The organism is Labrenzia sp. VG12, assembly GCF_002237595.1.
Lineage (GTDB): Bacteria > Pseudomonadota > Alphaproteobacteria > Rhizobiales > Stappiaceae > Roseibium.
This window is the reverse complement of sequence record NZ_CP022529.1, coordinates 1,778,227-1,796,566: the sequence shown is the minus strand read 5'-3', so window position 1 is coordinate 1,796,566 and position 18,340 is coordinate 1,778,227. Positions and strand designations below refer to the sequence as shown.

The 18,340-nt window shown below is 59.2% G+C and carries 21 protein-coding genes; 10 read left to right on the top strand and 11 right to left on the bottom strand.

Annotated features, from left to right (window positions below; genetic code table 11):
- Window positions 1-118: 118 nt before the first annotated feature.
- Together CHH27_RS08320 and sfsA are read left to right on the top strand one after the other, a co-directional pair.
- Window positions 119-1,543, top strand: a complete 1,425-nt coding sequence (locus CHH27_RS08320) for a TrkH family potassium uptake protein (RefSeq protein ID WP_094071172.1) — start codon at window positions 119-121, stop codon at window positions 1,541-1,543.
- A gap of 43 nt (window positions 1,544-1,586) precedes the next feature.
- Window positions 1,587-2,291 carry a DNA/RNA nuclease SfsA gene (gene sfsA, locus CHH27_RS08315; RefSeq protein ID WP_094071171.1) on the top strand — a complete coding sequence of 235 codons (705 nt, stop codon included), beginning with the start codon at window positions 1,587-1,589 and terminating at the stop codon, window positions 2,289-2,291.
- Between the two features lie 15 nt (window positions 2,292-2,306).
- Here the strand turns inward: sfsA and CHH27_RS08310 are convergent, their stop codons facing one another.
- The 5 genes from CHH27_RS08310 to CHH27_RS08290 all read right to left on the bottom strand — a co-directional run bounded on the left by CHH27_RS08310 (window position 2,307) and on the right by CHH27_RS08290 (window position 6,074).
- On the bottom strand, window positions 2,307-2,981 hold the full coding sequence (locus CHH27_RS08310) for a L,D-transpeptidase (RefSeq protein WP_094074600.1): 675 nt from the start codon (window positions 2,979-2,981) through the stop codon (window positions 2,307-2,309).
- Between the two features lie 274 nt (window positions 2,982-3,255).
- Complete coding sequence (gene gpt / locus CHH27_RS08305; protein ID WP_094071170.1) at window positions 3,256-3,765, bottom strand: xanthine phosphoribosyltransferase; 510 nt, start codon at window positions 3,763-3,765, stop codon at window positions 3,256-3,258.
- A 27-nt stretch (window positions 3,766-3,792) separates the two neighbouring features.
- A complete protein-coding gene (locus CHH27_RS08300; protein ID WP_094071169.1) occupies window positions 3,793-4,536 on the bottom strand; it encodes a molybdopterin-binding protein in 744 nt (247 codons plus the stop codon).
- Between the two features lie 74 nt (window positions 4,537-4,610).
- Window positions 4,611-5,813 carry an FAD-dependent monooxygenase gene (locus CHH27_RS08295; RefSeq protein WP_094071168.1) on the bottom strand — a complete coding sequence of 401 codons (1,203 nt, stop codon included), beginning with the start codon at window positions 5,811-5,813 and terminating at the stop codon, window positions 4,611-4,613.
- 15 nt (window positions 5,814-5,828) lie between these two features.
- Window positions 5,829-6,074: a zinc-finger domain-containing protein gene (locus CHH27_RS08290; RefSeq protein ID WP_094071167.1), complete on the bottom strand. Its 246-nt coding sequence runs from the start codon at window positions 6,072-6,074 to the stop codon at window positions 5,829-5,831.
- Between the two features lie 222 nt (window positions 6,075-6,296).
- On the opposite strand from CHH27_RS08290, the gene CHH27_RS08285 reads away from it, so the two are divergent.
- Window positions 6,297-7,052: an alpha/beta fold hydrolase gene (locus tag CHH27_RS08285; protein WP_094071166.1), complete on the top strand. Its 756-nt coding sequence runs from the start codon at window positions 6,297-6,299 to the stop codon at window positions 7,050-7,052.
- 58 nt (window positions 7,053-7,110) lie between these two features.
- Window positions 7,111-7,995 carry an alpha/beta fold hydrolase gene (locus CHH27_RS08280; RefSeq protein WP_094071165.1) on the top strand — a complete coding sequence of 295 codons (885 nt, stop codon included), beginning with the start codon at window positions 7,111-7,113 and terminating at the stop codon, window positions 7,993-7,995.
- 70 nt (window positions 7,996-8,065) lie between these two features.
- On the opposite strand, the gene CHH27_RS08275 is transcribed toward CHH27_RS08280, so the two are convergent.
- A complete protein-coding gene (locus CHH27_RS08275) occupies window positions 8,066-8,878 on the bottom strand; it encodes an enoyl-CoA hydratase (RefSeq protein ID WP_094071164.1) in 813 nt (270 codons plus the stop codon).
- Between the two features lie 165 nt (window positions 8,879-9,043).
- On the opposite strand from CHH27_RS08275, the gene cysE reads away from it, so the two are divergent.
- Window positions 9,044-9,877 carry a serine O-acetyltransferase gene (gene cysE, locus CHH27_RS08270; protein WP_094071163.1) on the top strand — a complete coding sequence of 278 codons (834 nt, stop codon included), beginning with the start codon at window positions 9,044-9,046 and terminating at the stop codon, window positions 9,875-9,877.
- 90 nt (window positions 9,878-9,967) lie between these two features.
- Window positions 9,968-10,183, top strand: coding sequence for a DUF3126 family protein (locus CHH27_RS08265; protein WP_094071162.1), 216 nt, complete (start codon window positions 9,968-9,970; stop codon window positions 10,181-10,183).
- Between the two features lie 99 nt (window positions 10,184-10,282).
- Here CHH27_RS08265 and CHH27_RS08260 read toward each other — a convergent pair whose 3' ends face one another.
- A complete protein-coding gene (locus CHH27_RS08260) occupies window positions 10,283-10,987 on the bottom strand; it encodes a hypothetical protein (RefSeq protein ID WP_094071161.1) in 705 nt (234 codons plus the stop codon).
- Between the two features lie 213 nt (window positions 10,988-11,200).
- Here CHH27_RS08260 and CHH27_RS08255 point away from each other — a divergent pair, with 213 nt between their 5' ends.
- Window positions 11,201-11,527, top strand: coding sequence for a hypothetical protein (locus CHH27_RS08255; RefSeq protein ID WP_094071160.1), 327 nt, complete (start codon window positions 11,201-11,203; stop codon window positions 11,525-11,527).
- Window positions 11,528-11,533: 6 nt separating this feature from the next.
- Window positions 11,534-12,061: a gamma carbonic anhydrase family protein gene (locus tag CHH27_RS08250; protein WP_094071159.1), complete on the top strand. Its 528-nt coding sequence runs from the start codon at window positions 11,534-11,536 to the stop codon at window positions 12,059-12,061.
- A gap of 164 nt (window positions 12,062-12,225) precedes the next feature.
- Here CHH27_RS08250 and CHH27_RS08245 read toward each other — a convergent pair whose 3' ends face one another.
- From CHH27_RS08245 to CHH27_RS08235, 3 genes are all read right to left on the bottom strand, one after another.
- Window positions 12,226-12,840: a transglutaminase-like cysteine peptidase gene (locus CHH27_RS08245; RefSeq protein WP_198338379.1), complete on the bottom strand. Its 615-nt coding sequence runs from the start codon at window positions 12,838-12,840 to the stop codon at window positions 12,226-12,228.
- 516 nt (window positions 12,841-13,356) lie between these two features.
- Entirely contained in the window at window positions 13,357-13,992 is a 636-nt protein-coding gene (locus tag CHH27_RS08240) for a PilZ domain-containing protein (RefSeq protein ID WP_094071157.1), read from the bottom strand.
- 336 nt (window positions 13,993-14,328) lie between these two features.
- Entirely contained in the window at window positions 14,329-14,976 is a 648-nt protein-coding gene (locus tag CHH27_RS08235) for a PAS domain-containing protein (protein ID WP_094071156.1), read from the bottom strand.
- A 558-nt stretch (window positions 14,977-15,534) separates the two neighbouring features.
- On the opposite strand from CHH27_RS08235, the gene CHH27_RS08230 reads away from it, so the two are divergent.
- Entirely contained in the window at window positions 15,535-16,317 is a 783-nt protein-coding gene (locus tag CHH27_RS08230; RefSeq protein WP_094071155.1) for a rhomboid family intramembrane serine protease, read from the top strand.
- Window positions 16,318-16,452: 135 nt separating this feature from the next.
- Entirely contained in the window at window positions 16,453-16,884 is a 432-nt protein-coding gene (locus tag CHH27_RS08225) for a CBS domain-containing protein (protein WP_094074599.1), read from the top strand.
- A 205-nt stretch (window positions 16,885-17,089) separates the two neighbouring features.
- On the opposite strand, the gene CHH27_RS08220 is transcribed toward CHH27_RS08225, so the two are convergent.
- Window positions 17,090-18,286, bottom strand: coding sequence for a M10 family metallopeptidase (locus CHH27_RS08220; RefSeq protein ID WP_094071154.1), 1,197 nt, complete (start codon window positions 18,284-18,286; stop codon window positions 17,090-17,092).
- Window positions 18,287-18,340 lie beyond the last annotated feature (54 nt).

Below are 18,340 nucleotides of genomic sequence, written 5' to 3'. Positions count from 1 at the left end.
CCCCCCATTGGAAAATCAGCCGAAAACGGGTAGGACGGGGTCTGAAGCGGGCTATCGATCGCCAACCGTCCGCGTCGGTTTTTGGGATGAGTGCCGCTTGATTTCTTTGCGACCCGTATTGAACGTCCTTGGCTTCCTGTATGTCGGGCTTGCCACCGCCATGCTGATTCCGGCGATTGTCGACGTTGCGCAGAAAAACGCGGACTGGCAGGCCTTTGTGTTTTCGGCGCTGCTGACCGGGATGGTCGGCATGCTCTTGTCCATTGCCGTGGGCGGAGCCCTGCGTGAAGGCCTGGACACACGGCAGACCTTCATTCTGACTACGCTTGCCTGGACGACGCTGCCCGCTTTCGGAGCCTTGCCGTTCTTGTGGCTGGGCGTTGGGTATGCCGATGCCGTTTTTGAGGCCGTATCCGGCTTTACGACCACAGGTTCGACCGTTCTGACGGGCCTTGACGGCTTGCCGCCGGGTCTTCTTGTCTGGCGGTCCCTGATGCAGTGGATGGGCGGTATCGGGATTGTCGTTATGGCGATCGTGCTTTTGCCCTTCCTCAGAATCGGCGGAATGCAGCTGTTTCAGAGTGAAAGCTCGGACAGGTCGGAAAAGATCGTCAGCCGTTCCGTGGAACTGATCCGCCTGATCGGCCTGGCCTATCTTTTCCTGACGGTCTCCTGCATCGCGGCCTATCTGGCGACGGGCATGGAGCTGTTTGATGCCTTCAACCATGCGCTGACCACGATTGCGACGGGTGGATTTTCCACCCATGACCTGTCCTTCGGGTATTTCACCAACCCGGCATCCGGCTGGGTGGCAGTGTTTTTCATGGTGGTCGGCGCCTTGCCCTTCGTGCTGATCGTGCAGGCCTTGCGCGGTCATCCGCTGTTGCTGTGGCGCGACCCACAGGTTCGGGCGCTGCTCGGCTTTCTGGCGCTCGTCTCGCTGACGCTGACGGTCTATCTCGGCATCAACATGCAGTTTCCCTTCGATGAGGCGCTGCTGCGTGCCACTTTCAACGTGGTGTCGGTGGTCACCGGGACGGGCTATGCGCTCGGCGACTTTTCGCAATGGGGCGCGCCGGTTGTCGGCATCACCTTGCTGCTGATGTTCGTCGGTGGCTGCACCGGATCGACAACGGGCGGCATCAAGATCTTCCGCTTTCTTGTCTTCTTCGGCACGGTCAGGGCGCATCTGCGCCGCATGGTGCGCCCGCACCGGATCATGTCGGAAGAATATGGCGGCACGCGGCTGACACCGGAATTGTCATTCTCGGTCCTGGCGTTCCTGGTGGTCTATCTGGGGTCCGTCGGCATCATTACGGTTGCGCTGTCGTTTTTTGATCTCGATCTGGTCACGGCCGTCTCCGCCGCGGCGACGTCCGTCGGAAATGTCGGGCCCGGGCTCGGGCCCATGATCGGACCGGCTGGTCATTTCGCGCCGCTGCCGGACGGCGCAAAGTGGTTGTTGTCCTTTGCCATGCTTTTAGGCCGTCTTGAACTGTTCACGGTTCTGGTGCTGCTTGACCCGGATTTCTGGTCCAAATAGGCCTGAAGCGTCTTTCCACCTTCCTGCATGAGGATTGCCCCGCATGAAGTTCACCGCGCCACTGGTCGGCGGCCGGCTCGAGAAACGTTACAAGCGCTTCCTTGCCGATGTTGTCCTTGAGGACGGCAGTGCAGTTACGGCCCATTGCGCCAACCCGGGCTCCATGCTGGGGCTGAAGGAACCGGGGTCCCGGGTCTGGTTGTCGCTTTCGGACAATCCCAAACGGAAGCTCAAATACTCCTGGGAAGTGATCGAAGCAGACGGCGCGCTGGTCGGCATCAACACCGCGCATCCCAACAAGCTGGTGGAGGAAGCCCTGGAGGCGGGCCGGATCGACGGGCTGTCCGGCTTTGCTTCCCTGCGCCGGGAAGTCAAATACGGCAAGAATTCCCGCATCGATATCCTGCTGGAAAGCGATGCCGGGGCAAAGACCTATGTCGAGGTCAAGAATGTTCACCTCATGCGTCAGCCGGGGCTTGCGGAGTTTCCGGACAGCGTGACGGCGAGAGGGGCCAAGCATCTCGGCGAGTTGGCGGACATGGTTGCCGACGGACATCGCGCTGCCATGGTCTTCCTGGTCCAGCGGCCCGATTGCGATCGCCTGAGCCTTGCAGGCGATATCGACCCGACCTATGCGGCAGCATTTGCAGCCGCGCGTGCCGCAGGCGTGGAGACCTATGCGATCGGTTGCGATGTCCGGCTTGACGGGATCGACGCCATCAGGCCGGTGACCCTCGAGATTGCCTGAATGTTTTTTGAGAGTTCAGGCCTGACGGACCACGATCGGCGTGCCGTTCGGGACGCGGTTGTATAGATCGATCACGTCCTGCTGCAGCAGACGCACACAGCCGGACGAAACGGCTTTCCCGATCGACCAGGTATCTGCAGTGCCATGAAGGCGGTAAAGCGTGTCGCGGTTGCCTTCAAAGATGTAAAGCGCCCGTGCACCAAGCGGATTGTCGAGGCCGGGCGGCATGCCTTCCCGGTATTTTTCAAGGTCGGGCTGACGCGCGATCATCTCTGCCGGAGGCGTCCAGGTTGGCCAGGCCCTCTTGTGCTGGATCCTGGCGCGGCCTCCCCAGGCAAAACCGGCACGGCCGATGCCGACGCCATAGCGCATGGCCTTGCCGCCCGCCATGGTCAGGTAAAGAAACCGGTTCGGCGTGTCGACGATGATCGTTCCGGCAGGTTCAGGGGCAGAATAATCTACCAGCTGGCGGTAGTAGACCGGATCAATCTTGCTCAGGTCGATCGCCGGAAGCGGGAAACGCTCCCCGGGCATGGCCCGGTACATCTGTGCAAAATCCGAGGAGACCTTCACACCATCGGCACCAGGGGTGCCCGGACGCGCGGGCCGGGGCGGCAGCTGCGCCTGGTTCTGGCAGCCTGCTGCGAATGCCGCCGTGGCAAAAGCAAGAAACTGGCGTCGGTTCAGCATTCCCATTTCCATTCACGTGCTGACACACGGGGTCACGCGGAAGCCCGGGCACAGGATAGGCGACTGTTTGCCTGTGTCACCCGATTGGCCTTGGCTTGTTTCACGTCAGTTTGCAGCGATTCGGTGTCGCAGATGCAAATCGACCGGTCAAACATGTGTCCGACCGGTCGATGGATGCTTGTTCAGGATGTTCTCTGCGAATGCGCAACAATGGCGTCACCTCCAGGTGACATCCGTATTTGAGCCCGCAGCCGGTTTTTCCCGTTCGGGCGGATCAGCCGGCGGTGTCCTTGGAAAGTGGCGGCTGGAACTGCCAGCCCATGTCCCAGGGGAAATAGATCCAGGTGTCCTGAGACACTTCGGTGATGAAGGTATCCACCATGGGCACGCCAACCGGCTTTGCATAGACGGTGGCATAATGGGCCTTGGGCAGCATTTCCCGGACCACCTTGAGGGTCTTGCCCGTGTCGACGAGATCGTCGATCACCAGAACGCCGCTGCCTTCGCCACCTTCCAGATCCACAACTTTCGGGTCGATCGGCTTGATGACCTGCAGCGAGCCCTGGTTGTCATAGTCATGATAGGAGGCAATACAAACGGTCTCGATCGTTCGGATGCCCAGCTCACGGGCGACGATGCCGGCCGGCACCAGGCCGCCGCGGGTGATGCAGACGATGGCCTTCCACTCACCCTCACTCGACAGCCGCCAGGCGAGGGCCCGCGAGTCCCTGTGGAACATGTCCCAGGAAACCGGGAAAGCTTTGTTTTGGGCGGGGTTTTCCATATCTCTTCCTTCAAATTGTCCGGCAAATTATCCGGTGAGCTCGGCAACGGCAGCGGCGACATCGCCAACAGCCGCCTGCAATACGGCCTCGTTGCGCGAGCGTATGACGATCTGGGTGGTGAATTTTCCATCGCTGGCCCGCGGGTAGGACCCGATCAGCGTTTGGGGATGCGCATCCTGGATGGCGGCCAGGCGTTCGGCGATCCGGCTCTCCGGCATGTCCGCCGCGACGGTTTCCGACAGCATCTTGGTGCCGGTTGCAAGAGACGGGGCCAGTGCATCCATCATGGCCTGCATGATGGACGGCACACCTGCCATCACGTGAACGTTGCCAATTCTGAAACCAGGGGCCTTGGAAACCTTGTTCTCGATAAGGTCGGCGCCTTCCGGGATGCGTGCCATGCGCTGGCGCGCCGGGGTGAACTGGCCCGGCAGATAGTGCTTTTCAAGAATGGCGACGGCACGCGGGTCAAGGTTCAGCGGCACTTCGAAGGCGTCCGCAATGCTCTCGGCCGTGATGTCGTCATGGGTCGGACCGATGCCGCCGGAGGTGAACACATAATCGTATTTCTGCCGGAGGCTGTTCACCGCGCCGACAATCTCGGGCTTTTCGTCCGGCACGATCCTGACTTCCTTGAGGTCGATGCCAAGGGAGGTCAGGTAGTCGGCCAGGAACCCAATGTTCTTGTCCTTGGTACGGCCCGACAGGATCTCGTCGCCGATGACCAGAAACGCTGCGGTTACAACGTTGTCTGCGTTCTGACCGGTCATCTTGAAACTCCCTGACATCTGATTGGGGATTGGCTTTAGCCCAGCTTATCGCACGGCTCAAGCAAAAGCGCTGTCTACTGGTGCAGCGTCCAGCCATAAATATCGTCGTACCGGCTTGCCAGGGACGTGGGTTTGGACAGACGCAGAACCATATCGCGTGCAAAGGCCATGGCGCCGGAATAGTGGAACGTACGGGCGTTGCCGAAGGAAATGTCCTGCACATGCGCCACGCGCGATTTCCGTTCGCGCTCGAAGGCTCTCAGGGCAGCCGGAATATTGGTTGCGTCTGCGGGCAGGTGGTTGGCAAGAACGGCGGCATCTTCAATGGCCATTGCCGCACCCTGGGCCATGTAGGGCAGCATCGCATGCGCGGCGTCGCCGAGGAGGGCGATATGGCCGTGAGACCAGGGGGCAGTGGCCTTGACGCTGCACAGGGCCCATTTGAGCCAGTGATCCGAGGACCTCAGAAGATTGCGGACATCCGTCGGCCAGTTGGCGAACTGGTGCAGCAGGGCTTCCTTGTCTGCCGGTGCGGACCAGGTTTCATCCTGCCAGGCTTCCGAGGTCAGCGCGACAATGTTGAGTTCCCGGCCGCCCTTGACCGGATAGTGAACCAGATGCGAGTCCTCATTGAGCCAGAGACCCGCATCGCCGAGCCAGCGTTTGGGGACGGCATCGACAGGCAAGGTTGTGCGGTAGGCGACTTGCCCGCTGAAATGAGCATTCTCATGGCCCGGCACAAGCTGTCGCACCTTCGACCAGACACCGTCCGCACCGATCAGGGCCTTGCAGTTCTGATGACCTGTGACCTGATCGTCCTGGAAAATGCATGACAGGTGGTCATAGGGGGAGGAGGTCAGATCCACGATCTCGCAGCCGAGCCTGAGCTCGATGCCTTCCACCGACTTTGCTTTTCTGAGCAGCACCTGTTGAAGGTCGGCACGGTGGATCTGCCAGAACGGGTGGCCGTGACGTTCTTTCAGGAAATTCCCAAGACGCACAGTTGCCAGTTGCCGGCCCGACGCCCCTGACCAGATACGCAGATTGTCCGGGGCACAGGCGTGGGGGGCGAGATCTTCCAAGACACCGAGCTGGTCGAGAACCGAGCAGGCATTCGGAGACAGCTGAAGTCCGGCGCCGACTTCCTTGAGAGCCCTGGCCTTGTCCATCACGATGATGGAATGACCGTTTGCCTGCAAGGCGAGTGCGGCCGCGAGGCCGCCTATGCCAGCGCCAGCAATGACGATCGGGTGGTCAGCCTCACCATTCGTGCTCATGTCACCGCTTATAGCTTATGCGGCGGCCGGCGCCCAGCTGCAATCAGCAGGCGAGGACTCGGTTGCCTGCAAAGTTGCATCGAACTTGTAAAGCGTGGAGCAATAGGGGCAGACCACTTCGTTTTCGCTGCCCATGTCGAGGAAGACGTGAGGGTGGTCAAACGGCGGATTCGCGCCAATGCACATGAATTCCCGTGCACCGATGGCTACGGAGTCATGTCCGCTAGAATTCTGAAAGTGCGGGACGACCTGATCCGCCATTGTCAAATTCCTCTTTATCTCAAGGGCCAGCTCTCAAATCCGGACCCCGATACCAAATCTTGCGGACCATATCCACTCCTGCCCGGTCTGTGTAGAGGCTTTGTGCCGCGGTTCACAGGCGAGGGGCGTGGCGCATTTTGATTTGGGCTTTGCCAAGAGGCGGTAAACCGCTTAGGGTAGGGACTAATTGCGTTTTCCGTTTACGTAAGGGTTAACTTGTTCATGCCGCAGTTTGAGTTTGATGGTGTCAGGATCGCCTATCTGGACGAAGGGGAAGGCGACCCGATCCTCCTGATCCACGGTTTTGCATCCAACAAGCAAGTGAACTGGCGGTATCCCGGATGGGTGGATCTCCTGGTGAAGGACGGACGCCGTGTCATTGCGATCGACAATCGCGGTCATGGCGACAGCCAGAAATTCTATGATCCTGCCGCCTACGGGGCACCCGTGATGGCGGAAGATGCGCGCCGGCTGCTGGATCACCTCAAGATCGAACAGGCGGATGTGATGGGCTACTCCATGGGAGCCCGGATTTCCGCGTTCCTGACGTTGAACCATCCGGGCCGGGTGCGCCGGGCCGTCTTTTCCGGACTGGGCTACGGCATGATCACCGGGATCGGGGACCCGGAGCCGATTGCAACAGCCCTTGAAACCGAACGACTGCAGGATATCAGCGACCGGACCGGGCGGGCCTTCCGTGCCTTTGCCGAACAGACGGGGTCGGACCGACGCGCGCTGGCGGCCTGCATGCGGTCGTCGCGCCAGAAGATCAGCGAAGAGGATGTCGCCCGGATCGAACGGCCGGTGCTGGTTGCCGTCGGGACCAAAGACGATGTTGCCGGTTCTCCGCAAAAACTGGCGGCCTTGATCCCGCATGCGGATATTCTGGAAATCCCGGGGCGCGACCACATGGTCGCCGTTGGCGACAAGGTTCACAAGCAGGGCGTGCTGGCCTTCTTGAACAACGTTGACGCTTAGAAGCTGGTCCTGGTGCTGGAGGAGCACCTGCCAAGGCTATTGATCGGTGGGAGGTTTTATGGGTCCGAAACGGGTTGAATTCCAGGGAGCGGAGAAAAACGGTCTGATCGCAGACCGCTATGGCGCGGGTGAGCAGCCGGTTATCATGCTGCATGGCGGCGGTCAGACGCGTCACTCCTGGGACGCTGCCTCAAAACGCATCGCCGATCTTGGTCATCCGGTCTATTCGCTGGACCAGCGTGGACACGGAGAAAGCGGCTGGGTCGCTTCGGGCAATTATGCCTTCGACGATTTTGCCCGCGATCTTGTGGCCGTCACCCGGCAGGTTGGCGCCCTGCATCGCCAAAAACCGGTTGTGGTCGGCGCGTCGCTGGGTGGGTTTGCCGGTATGCTTGCGGAAGGCCGCGAAAATCCGGGCGGACTTGCCGCTCTTGTGCTGGTCGACATCACGCCGAGGATCGACATGGACGGCGTCAGCAAGATCCTCGGCTTCATGGGCGACCGGGTCGATGTCGGGTTCGACACGGTCGAAGAGGCAGCCGATGCCATCGCCCGCTATCTGCCCAACCGGGCCCGGCCGAAGGACCTGTCGGGCCTGTCCAAGAACCTGCGTCTTCACGAGGATGGCCGGTATCGCTGGCACTGGGACCCGGCTTTCCTGAAGACGGACCGTCACAGCAATCCGGATCAGGCGGCGGCTGCCCAAGATGAAATGAGTGTTGCGGCCGGTAATCTGAAGCTGCCGGTGCTGCTCATTCGCGGCCGGAACTCCGAGCTCGTGTCCATGGATCACGTGAAGGAGTTCCAGGCGCTGGTGCCACATGCCAGGTTCACCGACATCCACGATGCCGGTCATATGGTGGCCGGTGACAAGAATGATGTTTTCGCCGGAGCGGTGGAAGACTTCCTGATCGCGCTGAAGGCCGATGCCGAGCCTGCGTGAGGTCAAAGGCGATTCTTTTCAAAGGGATGCGGGAGCACTCTGAGAAAGTGAATCCGGTCGGCTGCCGGCATCAGGACCCGTTGAAACGAGGCCGTCGCTTCTCCAGAAAGGCCCGGCAGCCTTCCCTGTAGTCCTCGCTGTCAATGCAGCGCTCCGCGTCACGCCGGAGCTCGGCGAGCTTGCCGTCAGTCCCTGTTGCCGCCAACTGGTTGATCGCCTGCTTTGCAGCTTTCAGCGACAGCGGAGCGTTGGCGCACAGCGTGGCCGTGAGGGCTTCGATCCGCTCGTCCAGCTTGTCATCCGGCACGACTTCATTGATCAGGCCGATGGCGAGCGCCTGATGCGCCGCAAGCCTTTCAGCCGAAAAAAGCAGTTTCTTCGCTTCGGATGGCGAAACGGCTTCAAGCAGATCGCCAAGTGCTTCCGGCGGATAGGCAAGCCCCAATCTGGCCGCCGGTATGGCGAAGAAGGCCGATTGTGCAGCGATCCTGAGATCGCAGGCAAGCGCAAGCCCGAGCCCGCCGCCAAGGCAAGGGCCCTCAATGGCGGCAATGACGGGAACCGGCAGGCTTTTCAGGGCCCTGAAGGCCGCGACATTGATGTCGTCATACCGCTTTGCAGCCTCTGGCGTGGAGCGTATGGCTTCGAATTCGGAGATGTCGGCTCCTGCACAGAAGCTCTTGCCGCCGCTGCCGCGGACCACGCAAACACGGATCTCCTTGTCTTCTCGCAGCTCTTCAAGTCTGGCGGGGAGCGCCTGCCAGGCGGCCAGGGGAAGCGCATTCTTTTTCGACGGCGCATTGAGCAGCAGTTCCGCCACGGCGCCGCGCACCGTCAGCCGCGGGTTGTCCGTTGATGGACCATCAGGGGAAAGCAGGGTCATGCATGAGCCTCGAATAGGGAAATCATATATGCAACAGGTAGGAATTCTTGAACCTTGCGGGTTCATTTAAGGGTTTCATATCTGATATCAGCAAGTTTGATTTTGGAATATCAGACGACAGTCCTATGTTTAGGCTGTTGTGACGGCTTGAAAAGGAGACAGGCCATGTCGGCACCGATCAGCAAGTCCGACTTGAAACAAGTTCCGACCCATGATCCGGTCTGGCGGCAATTGCGGGAAGAAGCGCAGGCAATGGTGGCGGATGAACCCGCCCTGTCATCCTTTGTCTATGAGACGGTGCTCAATCATGACAGCCTGGAAGAGGCCGTTCTGCACCGCCTGGGCGACCGTCTTGGACGGGACGTCGTATCCGCATCGCTGATCCGCCAGACCTACCTCGAAGCCCTTGCAGACGAGCCCGAGCTCGCCAAGATCTTCCGGGTCGATATCGTGGCGGTGTTCGATCGCGACCCGGCCTGCTTCCGCTATCTGGAACCGGTTCTCTATTTCAAGGGTTTCCACGGGTTGCAGACGCACCGTCTGGCAAACTGGCTCTGGCGCAAGGGGCGCAAGGATTTTGCGCTCTATCTGCAGAGCCGCGCGTCCGAAGTGTTCCAGATCGACATCCATCCGGCCGTTCCGGTTGGTCGGGGCATCTTTATCGACCACGGCACCGGCATTGTTGTCGGTGGCACGGCGGTGATCGAGGATGAAGTCTCCATTCTGCAGGGCGTTACGCTTGGCGGTACGGGCAAGGTCGGGGGCAACCGTCATCCCAAGATCCGACACGGCGTGTTGCTCGGTGCAGGCGCCAAGGTGCTCGGCAACCTGGAGATCGGCCATTGCTCGCGGATTGCCTCCGGCTCCGTTGTTCTGAAGGATGTGCCGGCGAACACGACCGTGGCGGGCGTTCCGGCGAAAATCGTCGGGGAAGCAGGGTGTCCGGAACCCGCACGAAGCATGAACCAGCTTCTTGGCGAGGAAGACGGGGATAGCTGACGGAAAGGCTTTGGCAAAGCGGCCCGGTCCTGTAGGGTCCCGGCCAGTCAAAGCCCCAGTCACTGTCAATGGCTACAACAGGAGATCGCCGTGAAGCCTGATGAAATCCGCAAGATCGAAGCGTATCTGCGTTCGAAATTCGAGTTGCAGAGCCTTCAGGTCCGCGCTCGCCCGCGCAAGGACGACTCCGCCGAAGTCTATATCGGCGAAGAGTTTATCGGCGTGATTTTCCGGGACGATGAAGATGAGGATCTGAGCTGGAACTTCCAGATGGCGATCCTGGAAATCGACTTGGAAGACGTCTGAACGGCGCAGTTCGATAGATTGAATGCGTTAGGCGGTCTCCCCGGAGGCCGCCTTTTTGCTTTTTGAACTGCCGGTGGTGCGTCAGCTTGTTCGCCGAAGTCAATTGGCTGGGATACGCAAGTCCGAGACACGCTTGAGGATGTCCCGGTCCAGCCGGCGCCAGTCCGGCAACAGGGACTGGTCGAAGCGATAGCGGAGTTCCAGACCGGCCTCGAGCCGGAGCGCGCGATGACAAAGTGCGGATTGGCTCGATGCTTCGATCCGGCATCTTGCAATGAACCCGTTCTGTCTTGCCGGGTCAAAAGCAACAAGGTCGGTCACCGGGGCGCCCCGAGACGACAGAGTGAGGATTTTCAATCCGTCCGGCCCTGTCAGTTCACCGCCTCTGGCAAGGCGCCTGAAAAAGGGCTCAAGACGCGCCCGCAAGCTCTCCCGTCCCGGATTGCTGTCCAGATCGATGACGATGAGATCCTGGTCCGTCCTGTCAAGCAGACCCTGTTCAGCCGTGAGACCCGGCCACTGCACTTTAAGACGCAGTGCACTCAGGCGGGTAATGTCCTGCTGCGACAGGAACCTTTGGTGGCCGGGCGCAACAAGATCGCTTGTCAGGCGAAATTGCGCCGGGCCGATCGAAACCGTGACCGGTTCCGCCATCTGAGCAGGGGAAGAGGGAGCCCAGGTTCCCGTAAATTTCAGCGTCTTTTGCGCCAAATGCGCCGCACCGAGAATGAAGAGTGCCAAAAACAGCAAATTGAAAAAGCGCGGTTGGAATTTGCTGGGTTCCGGCAGCGTGACGGGGATCATTGTTCCGCCGTCCCATTCAGGACCGCCCCCTTTTGGCACGACATGTCCAAAAACGGCACAGATGTCCCGTGCGGAGATGTCATGTCATCCGCGGAAACCGGCAGAATGTCTGGATTTTCGCCCATTTGCCTTTCCGGCACAGTCTTTGCACTTGACCCTTTAGGAATTCTTAATCACTTTCCAAGGGAAAGAGTTAACAAGGGGTTAACGGGCGTGCTGTTCAATCTTCTAATCGTTGGATACATTGCCTGCGCGGGCTTTGTCGCCGCCGGCGTTCTGGGCAGCCTCTATCAGCTGGTTACCCAGGAGCCTCCGAAATTCAGCCTGGCCGGCGAAGGTTTGCTGGCGTTTCTTGCGGGCATCTTCCTGTGCGTCTTTGCCGGTCCTTTCATCATCATGCGAAATGCCATTCGGGGCCGCCGGATTGAAAAACGGCCGCTCGGCTGGCTGGTTGCCTCTTCCACGATCGCGGGCATGTGGAGCATGTGCTCCGGAGTGATGGTGATGAATGTGGCCCTTGTCATTGTCGGCTACAGCTGATCCGTCATGCCGATTTACGCTCTGGATGGCCGATCCCCCGCTTTCCCCGATACGGGAGATTACTGGGTTGCACCAAACGCGACGCTGATTGGCGACGTGGTTCTGAAAGACGCGGCGAGCGTCTGGTTCGGAGCGGTGCTGCGGGGAGACAATGAAACGATCTCCGTCGGTGCGCGTTCCAATGTGCAGGACGGCTGCGTGTTCCATACCGATATGGGCTATCCGCTGACCATCGGCGACAACTGTACCATCGGCCACAAGGCCATCCTTCACGGATGCACCATCAAGGACAACAGCCTGATCGGCATGGGCGCAACGGTGCTCAATGGGGCTGTCATTGGCTCCAATTGCATCATCGGCGCCAATGCGCTGATCGCGGAAGGCAAGGAAATCCCGGACAATTCTCTGGTGGTCGGCGTTCCGGGCAAGGTGGTAAAAACCTTGCCGGACGAGATCGCAATGAGCATTGCCAATTCGGCCGACGGTTACGTGCGCAATTGGCGCCGTTTCAAGGCCGGTCTCAAGGCCGTCTGAACGGCATCGGGCGCAGGCTCGCTCACATCCACGATCTGAAAAAAACGGGAACCGGCCTGCGGGGGGCGGGCCGGTTCCCTGGATCCGGTCGTGGTAGGGATGGGGAGGGTGGGGACGCGACCGGATCGTCCTTTTGACCGGCATTGCCGGCCAATCCCGAATTGTCAGTTCGACACGCTGCTGACCGTGGTCACGCGCGTGTCTGAAATGCCGGTCCACTTGACAGGCGAACTGGCGGACTGGCGCTTGATGTAGCGGTAGGGGGTTGAGTACCAGGGCAGAACGGCCTCGATCTGGTTGTCGAGGATCATGTCGCCGTGATCTGTGCGCACCGTCAGGACCGCATGCCCGGAATTCTGGGTGTCCTTGGCAACCGTGATCAAGAGGGCGCTCTTTGGCCAACCGGCCTTGATCAGGACGCGTTGTTTCTCAAGGACATATTCCTCGCAATCGCCATATCCATTGACCGGATAGGACCAGTGCTCTTCCTTGCCGAAAAGATCGGTGTCCGTCATCGGGTGGATGCGGCGGTTTACGTCCGCGTTGATGGCAATGAGTTCGTTCCACCTGGCTTCGTCCAGCCGGACGACCACAGGTTCATAGCGCTCGTTGGGACAGGCCCAGCCATTGTCCCTGCAGAACTGCACGTGACCGATCGGTGCCTTCACCGATTTGTGCATGTCCATGAAACGGCCAGGATCGGCCAGCGCCGAGGTTCCCGATCCAATCGCAGTGAAAACCAGAGTTGATGCAAGTAAAGTCGATTTAAGTAGTTTCATCGTAACGCCCTCCCCAAGGCTGACGCAACGATGCCGGAATGACTTTTACTTCAAGAAAATCTTCAAAGTAAAACTAGATGAATATTTGAGTTTAATTCTAATATTGTTTGATTTAAATTTGAGTATTATTTGAATAAAGATTGACTCAAACTTGTCTAAAATTGTTTCCAATCTCCCATAAGTCATTGAGTGGGAGCGCGAAAATAGGAAGGATTCTGATCTTGGAAAGGTCGTAATCAGGGCAAGGCGATTACAGTCGAGTAACGGGAGATGGGGTGTTTGTGCAGCGAAACCACGCTGAAAAAAGTTGATTATCTTGAAAAAAGGACAGGCTAGCTTTCCGCGGACCTGCAAAAATTAACAGGGTCGCTGCCGGTTGCTCAGGCGTAAAATCAAATGGGTATTGTGTTCGGCGGCACTTGCGGGCCGGAATTCGAGCGTAGACACGGTGCGCCCGTGCCCTAAAGCCTGGCCCCCGCTGAAAACGGGGCCGTGGACGTCAGTCTCGTGGGAAAATCAGTCGTCTTCCGGGGCGGAAATGTGAAGTTCCAGCAGCTCACGGCTCTGGACAGCGGCAAATTCAACCGCAATTCCACCTTCGATGCGGCGGATGACACGGGCGGTCATCTTGCCTAGTGTGATCTTGTCACCCATCTCCGGAACGATGTCCGTGGCGATAGCCGCGCCCGAAAGCGATACGTCGATGATCCGACAAACATGTTCCGAACCGTCAGGCAGGATCATCTTGGTCATCGGGTTCTTCGGCACAAACCGATCGTGGCGCCGGTCCTCGGGCAGATTGAGCTCGTCCCGGTTGGCAAGCCAGGTCAAAACATTGGCGATCTTGTCGCGTTTACGCACCGTGTTGCGCAGTTCCACGGCAAAACCGCCATCGATCAATCGGGAAATTCGCCCTTCGACGCGGCTCAGATGGTCGAGATAGGCAATGACGCGTTCGCCGACCTTGCCGGTCACCGGCGTGATCATGGCCATGCCACCTGGGGACATGTCGATCACCTGGCATGGGTATTCGCGCCGGTCCTCAAGCATGAACCGGCCCAGAATGTTCACCTGAACGCGTTGGTGTCGCCGGCGATCAGTGACTTGAAGCGATTTGCTTCCCTCTGGTGCTGTTGCCAATCCGGCGCTCATGCCTGTTCTATCCAAAACCGTGCGCAAATCGCACTTCCCCGGCTGAGATGCGATTCAAAAGACGTCTCTCGATCACTTTAGGCAGCTGGGGTTAATGATGTGTAAGAGTGTAGCCGTTACGGCGCCAAGGTCTAGGCTCGGAACCGACAAAAATGACGAGCGGCTCAATAAGTGCGCCTGTTTTGCCTTCAGACTGGCAAAAATACTAGGGATGGTGCAGCTGAGGACCATTGATCCCGGCATCATCGAATTGTGGAAAGGTGACGTCGGGCAAAACAGTCCCGGATCAAAACGAATCTCGATCCGGGACAGGGGAAATGATTGGCAGGCGGCTTGTCAGGATTTGCCGCCGGAATAGACGGTCAGGTGCCCGACTTTGCGTTCGGCGCCCTTCGGCAGGGGCGGGGTCGGCATCGTCAGTCCTTCCGCGGTGAAGCGCGGCAGAATGGGATTGATCGTCGTTGCCGGCGCGTCGACGAAATACGGCCGTTCGTCCGGCCACACCAGACGCAGGCTGCTGACGGTCTGGTTCAGGATGGGATGCAGGCCGATCCAGTAGGGTTTTTCCATCGGCGTGCAGCTGCCGAGGATGCGGATGCGGCCTTCTCCGGGCACATTCAGCGGTACCAGCAGCATCTCCATCTGAAGGATCTGGCCGCGTTCCGTGTGTCCGTTGACGCCGATAACGGCGGCAGCGGCGTCTTCCGTGATGGCGGCGATCAGGCTCTCGAGAGCTTCGCGATCCTTGACACTCCAGCCCCGCAGGAAATTGCGGCCCTTCAGTTCCCGGCAGTGTGCTGAGCACAGGCGGGTTCCGGCCAGGCGATAGCGGACATCCTGCGGACCGTTGGTCTCCAGGATGAAGGTATCGCCCAGAAGGCCGCGGATTTCTCCGGGGTCGACTTCACTGCGATTGGGAGCCGGGCGTGCGCCGCGAAGATTGTCCCAGTAGTTGTAGAGTGTCTGCGTTACGCCGTGTTTCATCTGGTTACGCCTCGTTGCCAATCTGCGTCCGGTGTTTCGTCTCAAGACAGGGCTTGTTTCAAAACGGGACGCTTTCTTTTCCCTGTTTGTGTTTGGCTGTTACTAAGCAGGGGGCGTGCCAAGTCTCTGGGAGGGCGTCACTTTGCGTCGCGTGGGCGCGTTAAGGTTAATTCTTGGTAAAGCTTGTTTTGCCTGCGCGGTGCTGGCAGCTTAACGCTTAGTTCATGAAGACGGCGGGTGGGAGGAACCTGTTGTTGCTGGCAAGGCTGCGGACCGCTAGGAACGGCCACGAAGAGCTGAATGCGTGAAAACAAGCGCCGGCCACATTGAACACATGTCCGAATACCGGGAGCGTGGGGACGCGACCGATAGGTGGGGGGCATCACAAGGCGCCGGCTATCGCGAGATAGTCGGCGTTTTGTTTTCAGCGTCGCCGCATTGCCAACCGTGCCCTATTTGCATTCACCATACTGCGGGTTCGGTGCTCGCAGGCGCTGGACCGCCCTTGTTTTGTCCCGGATCTTGCTTAGAAAAGAGAAACAACAAGGCTGAGGTTTCATGAACGTATACCGGTTTGACGAAGAGCGCGCCCGACGTGAAAAAGCCAGGAAGGCGCAGGAGCCTCAGCGTCCGCCGTCTCCCCGTGCCGTCAATCTTCCGGATGTGATCCTCTGGCTTGGCGGTGTGATGGTTGTCATTCACGCTGTCCGGTCTCTGCTGCTGCCCGAAAACCTCGATCGGTGGGTGCTGGCCCTGTTCGCTTTCTGGCCGGAGAAATACGCGGCATTCTTCAATCTGTCGCCGCTGGCGCTCCTGTCCAGCATCTGGGGCTTCGTCAGTTACAGCCTTCTCCATGGCGGTGTCACGCACATCATGTTCAACCTGGCCTGGATGGCGATCTTCGGAACGGCCGTGGCACGCAGGTTCGGAACAGGCCGATTTCTACTGTTGTCCGCCCTGTGCGCAGTGGGCGGGGCGCTGGCGCATCTGGCAACCAACTGGGGCAGTCCGTCGCCGATGATCGGCGCATCCGCGGCCGTGTCCGGACACATGGCGCTTGCGATTCGGTTTGTCTATGAATTTGGCGGACCGTTGGGGGTCTTCAGAACAAACGATCCCCGAGCCTATTTCGTTCCCGCACAATCGCTTCAGAAATGCTTCCGCGATCGGCAGGTGCAGGTCTTTGTCGGCATCTGGTTCGGACTGAATCTCATTATCGGCCTGACGAGCAGCGCGGGAGCGGGGGCGCCGGCCAGTGTTGCCTGGCAGGCCCATATCGGTGGTTTTCTGGCCGGTCTCGCCCTGTTTCCCTTGTTCGATCCGGTGCCGCGCCGGCGGTAGCGGCAACCAGGCGAATTGCCACCATTTGCGGATCAAGCCCGGGCAGTGCCTCAACGGTTTGCGCGAACTGTTTTTTTTGCCATGATGGGTTTGTTCCGCATTCAGCGGGGCGGAGATGCCATGGGAGGTGTTTGGATGACCGTAGCCGCAATCCTCAGTGGGAAGGGCCACGAAACGATAACCGCGCAAAGCAACGCGCTGCTTGGCGAAATCTGTGAAACCCTGGCAAAACACAAGATTGGTGCCGTGGTTGTCTGCAACGGCGACAACGAGATCGAAGGTATCATTTCCGAACGCGATATTGTGCGTGTGATCGGCACGCAGGGGCCATCGGCGCTTCAGCTGCCAGTGTCCGGCATCATGACCAAGAATGTTGTGACCTGTACGGAGGAGAACAACATCAACGAAGTCATGGCGCGCATGACCCAGGGCCGCTTCCGCCACATGCCGGTCGTCAAGGATGGCAAGCTCACCGGCGTGATCTCGATTGGCGATGTGGTCAAGTTCAAGATTGCACAGGTCGAGCTCGAAGCCGAGCAGATGCGCAGCTACATCACGATGGCCTGATCTGGCCAACTGGTCAGGAAACCTGCTTATAGCGCCCGTCCGGACAAAACGGGCGCCAGTCAGCGGCGTGACCGCTGCCGGGCCGACACTTCGGTGTGACCTTACATGCTTGAGGCTGAAACGGCCGGCGTCCGGGTAACTGGACGCCGGCCTTTCCGGTCCGGCAAGGGGCGTCGTCGGGACCGGAATGTTGGTGGTGGCGGCGCTAGACGAACAGGAAGTCGTTCACGTCCAGGCTCGCGAGACTGACATTTTCCAGAAGGATCCGGTCGTCGTTGAATTGGATGCTCACATCCGAGCCGACAGCAGAGAAATCCAGAAGTCCGAAACTGAGCGCAGGCCCGAAGTCATCATCGACGAAACAGATGAGATCGCTGCCGTCTTCGAAGTCCGTGATCGTGTCAAGGTTCGCTGAGTGACTTGCCGCGTCATGGAAAACGAATCTGTCGTTGCCAGCGCCCCCCGTCAGGACGTTCTGAAGATCATTGGCGACGATCAGGTCGTTCCCCGACCCTGAGATGGCGTTTTCAATTCGGGTCCCCTCGGCAATGATCAGATTGCCGTCGACACCGCGGACGCTTGATATGGCCTGTTCCCGCAGATCAATGGTCTGGTCCTGACCCGTGTCCGCGAAATTGAGGGTATCGGTTCCGCCGTCATCCACGATCGTATAGGTCGTCGGCGTGCTGTTGCCGATGATGTGATTCATGATCGACCCGGCGGTGCCGTTGTCACCGTAAACGGTGTCAGAGGTTCGCGTGTCACCGGAGCTGCCATAAAGTTCGCGAATTGCCATGACGTCGGCGACCTGCGGCGTGGCGACATAGGCAAAATCGGCGAGGATCGCGGTGTTTTCCGTCTGGCTGAAATAGGACATGACCGTCGCTTGCCAGCTGTCATTGGCATAGTCGTTGTCGATGCCATAATCGGCGGAGCCGTTGTAATTGCCGGCATGTCCCAGTCCGAGTGCGTGGCCGATCTCGTGAATGTAGGTCTGAAACGAGTAGTTGCTCAGATTGTAACCGTCGCTGGAAATCCAGGATGTCGAGACATTGACAAAGGACTGGTCGATGCTTCCGTCCGATTTGAGGTTTGAGTGGGCGTAGGCGCCGCTGTCCCAGTCATCGAACATGATGTCTGCCTGGCCGCGGGTGGTGACGAATTGAATGCCAGTCACGTCTGACCACAGTTCCAGGGCGTAGTGGGCGTAGAACTGACCCTTTTGCGTCAAACCCGCATAATTGACGGTGATGGTCCCGCCAACCGGGATGTCGAAGTGTCGCGTGGGCTCTCCTTCCCTGATCCAGAAATTGTCGGTCAGCTGATGGGCGATCTGTTCGTTCGTGAAGCTGGGTTTTGGTGCCGCGGCGGAGGCAGGCTTTGCGGAATTCTGGTCCGTCATGAGTGTGGTCCCTTTTCTGAAAGTGTGGCCCTTTCCCTCTTTTCCGGTCAGCCC